The organism is Listeria floridensis FSL S10-1187 (assembly GCF_000525875.1).
GTDB classification, from domain to species: Bacteria; Bacillota; Bacilli; order Lactobacillales; family Listeriaceae; genus Listeria; species Listeria floridensis.
Genome location: NZ_AODF01000084.1, coordinates 1 through 802 on the forward strand (window position 1 = coordinate 1; position 802 = coordinate 802).

1 protein-coding gene is annotated in these 802 nt (G+C 42.5%); it reads right to left on the minus strand.

The window, feature by feature from the left end; genetic code table 11:
• Positions 1-802 (minus strand): immunoglobulin-like domain-containing protein (locus MFLO_RS15805; RefSeq protein ID WP_036098743.1); only part of this gene is annotated, 802 nt, incomplete at both ends.

Genomic DNA, 802 nt, shown 5'->3' on the forward strand with positions numbered 1-802 from the left:
TTTGATTAATGCACCTGTCATTCGGGAATGTGTAGTTGCCATTACCGTCAACTTGGGCTTGCGTAGCAACTGCTCCGTTGATGAAGAGACGTACTTTCGCAATGTCTGCTCCGTACTTACCAGTCAATGCTTCTTGACCAAGTGCATAAGGGTTTACTGACAGTGCGTAGTCCCCTACTGCACTTCCTTGGACTGTAACTTGAATGCGTTTTTGTTCTACGTAACGACTATCTACACCTACTACTTCAACTTTGTCGCCTGCTTTGATCAGCGATGCTGCATTCGGGAATGTATAGTTGCCATTTCCGTCTGTTTGCGCTTGTGTGACTACAGTACCATTTACGAACAAGCGTACTTTTGAAATATCTTTACCATATTTACCTGTTAGAGCTGCTTGATTTAAGCTGTAAGAATCTGCTGTAAGCGTGTAATCCAGTGTTGGAGCGCTACCTTGTACAGTAACTGGTTTCTCAGCACGTTGAATGTATTGTGCGTCTACTCCAACAACTTTAATTGCATCAGCACTTGACTTAATGTACTGTGCGGCAGTTGCAAATGTGTATTTTCCGTTATTATCAGTTGTTGCTTGTGCGACCACACTGCCGTTAACAAATAGACGTACTTTCGAAATACCTTTACCAAACGTACCAGTTAACGATGTTGATGTACCAACGATGTATGGATTTTGATCAACTGTCAAGCTGTAATCAACGACATCTTCACCAGTAACGGTTACTGCTTTACGATTACGTTCCACATAGCTGCTATCCACTCCGACAACCTCAACTGTATCTGCTTTTTT